Source organism: Desulfuromonadales bacterium, assembly GCA_035620395.1.
Classification (GTDB): Bacteria; Desulfobacterota; Desulfuromonadia; order Desulfuromonadales; family DASPGW01; genus DASPGW01.
In genome coordinates this window covers 1-3,227 of the sequence record DASPGW010000232.1, presented here as the reverse complement: position 1 = coordinate 3,227, position 3,227 = coordinate 1, and the positions used below count along the sequence as shown (strand labels likewise).

Annotated in this window: 2 protein-coding genes; both read left to right on the top strand. The window is 63.3% G+C overall.

Going from position 1 to position 3,227, the window contains the following annotated elements; genetic code table 11:
• The coding region (locus VD811_12790) for an AAA family ATPase (protein HXV21856.1) at positions 1–1,909 on the top strand (1,909 nt) is incomplete at its 5' end.
• 148 nt (positions 1,910–2,057) lie between these two features.
• Positions 2,058–2,912 carry a response regulator gene (locus VD811_12785; protein HXV21855.1) on the top strand — a complete coding sequence of 285 codons (855 nt, stop codon included), beginning with the start codon at positions 2,058–2,060 and terminating at the stop codon, positions 2,910–2,912.
• Positions 2,913–3,227: the final 315 nt, after the last annotated feature.

Below are 3,227 nucleotides of genomic sequence, written 5' to 3'. Positions count from 1 at the left end.
CAAGAACAAGACCGTCTACGCGCTCGACATGGGTTCCCTGATCGCCGGCGCCAAGTACCGCGGCGAGTTCGAGGAGCGGCTCAAGGCGGTGCTGGCCGAGATTCGCGAGAGCGCCGGGCGTATCCTCCTCTTCATCGACGAGCTGCACACCATCGTCGGCGCCGGCAAGGCCGAAGGGTCCATGGACGCCGGCAACATGCTCAAGCCGATGCTCGCCCGCGGCGAGCTGCACTGCATCGGCGCCACCACCCTGAACGAGTACCGCAAATACATCGAGAAGGATGCGGCGCTGGAGCGGCGCTTCCAGCCGGTGCTGGTCGAGCAGCCGGACGTCGAGGACACCGTCAGCATCCTGCGTGGTCTCAAGGAGCGCTTCGAGGTGCACCACGGGGTGCGCATCCAGGACGGCGCCCTGGTGGCGGCGGCGACCCTGTCGCATCGCTACATCACCGACCGCTTCCTGCCGGACAAGGCGATCGACCTGGTCGACGAGGCGTGTGCCACCATCCGCACCGAGATCGACTCGATGCCGCAGGAGCTCGACGAGGTCACCCGGCGCGTCATGCAGCTGGAGATCGAGGAAGCGGCGCTGAAGAAGGAGAAGGATGCGGCGAGCAAGGCCCGTCTGGAGACGCTGCGGCAGGAGCTGGCCGAGCAGAAGCACCGGGCCGACACCCTCAGGGCCCAGTGGGATGCGGAGAAGGAGGCGATCAGGAAGCTGCAGGGACTGCGCGAGGAGATCGAAAAGGTGCGCCAGCAGATCGAGGTCGCCGAGCGCCAGTACGACCTGAACAAGGCGGCCGAGCTCAAGCACGGCCGCCTGCCGCAATTGGAGCAGCAGCTCAGGGAGCAGGAGGCGAAAACCGGCGGCGAGGCGACCGGTCCGCGCCTGCTGCGCGAGGAGGTGACCGAGGAGGAGATCGCCGAGATCGTCGCCCGCTGGACCGGCATCCCGGTGACCCGGCTGGTGGAGGGCGAGCGGGAGAAGCTGCTCAAGCTCGACGACGTGCTGCACCAGCGGGTGGTCGGCCAGGACGAGGCGGTGCAACTGGTCGCCGATGCGGTGATCCGTGCCCGCGCCGGCATCAAGGACCCGCGCCGGCCGATCGGTTCCTTCATCTTCCTCGGCCCCACCGGGGTCGGCAAGACCGAGCTCGCCCGCACCCTGGCCGAGGCGCTCTTCGACTCGGAGGAAAACCTGGTGCGCATCGACATGTCCGAGTACATGGAGAAGCACACGGTCAGCCGCCTGATCGGCGCCCCGCCCGGCTACGTCGGCTACGAGGAGGGGGGGCAACTGACCGAGGCCGTACGGCGCAAGCCGTACAGCGTCATCCTCTTCGACGAGATCGAAAAGGCGCACCACGACGTGTTCAACGTGCTGCTGCAGATCCTCGACGACGGCCGGCTGACCGATGCGCAGGGGCGTACCGTCGACTTCAAGAACACGGTCATCATCATGACCAGCAACATCGGCTCCCAGTACCTGCTGGAGGGGGTCACCGCCGACGGGCAGATCAAGGAAGGGGCGCGGGACAGCGTCCTGCGCGAACTGCGGGCGAATTTCCGGCCCGAATTTCTCAACCGGGTGGACGACATCGTGCTGTTCAAGCCTCTCACTCGAGCCGAGATCAAGACGATCGTCGATCTGCTGACCGTCGACCTGCGCCAGCGTCTGACCGGCCGCCGCATCGCCCTGGAGCTGACCGAGGCGGCGCGCGACTTCATTGCCGAAGCCGCCTACGACCCGGTCTTCGGCGCCCGGCCGCTCAAGCGCTATCTGCAGCACCAGCTCGAAACCCGGCTCGGCCGGGCGCTGATCGCCGGCGACATTCGCGACGGGGCGACCATCACCGTCGATGCCGGCGCCGAGGGTTTGACGCTTTCGTACGCCAACCCGGCCGGCTGACCGTTGGAGGGGAGTCGCAAGTCACGGTCTGAGTTCAGCTTTGCTCGACATTAACGGCGTCTTCACATTTTTACCTTGTGAAAAGAATGGTTTATCATTAAGTATAACCTTTGCAACAAAAGACTCCGACCGTGAATCTGAGGATGACATGAACAAACGCAAACGCATCGGTGAGCTCCTGGTTGAAGCTGGGGCGATCACCGAGGCAACGGTGCAGGCTGCTCTGGAGCGCCAGAAAGGGACCAGCAAACGACTGGGGATCGTGCTGGAGGAGATGGGGGCCATCTCCGAAAAGGACATCGCCGCTGCCCTCTCCCGGCAGTTCGGTTACAAGCTCGTGCGCGATTTCGCCAAGTTCGCTTTCCCGGCAGAACTTCTGGCCCTGGTCGACGCCGAGCAGGCGCTCAAATCGATGATCTTTCCTCTCAAGCAGGAAGACAAGACCCTCTACCTGGCGATGATGAACCCCCTCGACATGGATACCATCGATAATGTCGCCTTCCGTACCGGCCTGCGCATCGTTCCCTGTGTCACCACCGCCGCCGATATCCAGGAGGCAGTCAACAGGCACTATCTGCAGGCCGGCCAGCAGACCGAAAAGAGCGAATGGTGGACGGTTCTGGTTGTCGACGACCAGGAGATGGTGCGCCTGGCCATCGTCGCCGCCTTGCGCAAGGAGGGCTACAGCCTGTTGCAGGCGAGCAACGGGGCGGAAGGGCTGAAGATTGCCCTGCAGCAGAAGCCACACCTGATCATTACGGACACGGTGATGCCGCGGATGGACGGCTATGAGATGTTTCGCGCCCTGCAGGCCAGCGCCGCCACTCGCAACATCCCCGTCATCGCCCTTTCGTCGAAGGCGGCGGCGGAAGAGGAGGCGAAGATTCTCGACATGGGGTACTTCGACTTCGTCGCCAAGCCGATCAATCCGTTTCGCCTGACGGCAAGGACCAAGCGGGCGCTGCGCCTCGTCTACGGGGAAGGCAAGCCGCCGGCCCGGTGACAGGCCAGGGGCAAGAGGCAAGAGGCAAGAGGCAAGAGGCAAGAGGCAGGGTCGTCCAAGAGTGGACGGCCCTTTTTTGTTGATGAAACCGGTATCGTCAGCGCAGGTCCTGACCGGAGCTTTACCCCAAAATGTTGGGAGGAAGGGTGAAGTCTGCGGCTGCGGCTGGACGATTTTTTAGGTCTAAAGTTATAGAAAATCCTACCCTTCGATGAATATTCATCTCACTGGAAAGGGGTACGCTGTATAGCACACAGGGTGGGTAAATGAAAAAGTACGACATCAAGAGATGTGCGAAGCGGATTCGGGTCGAGA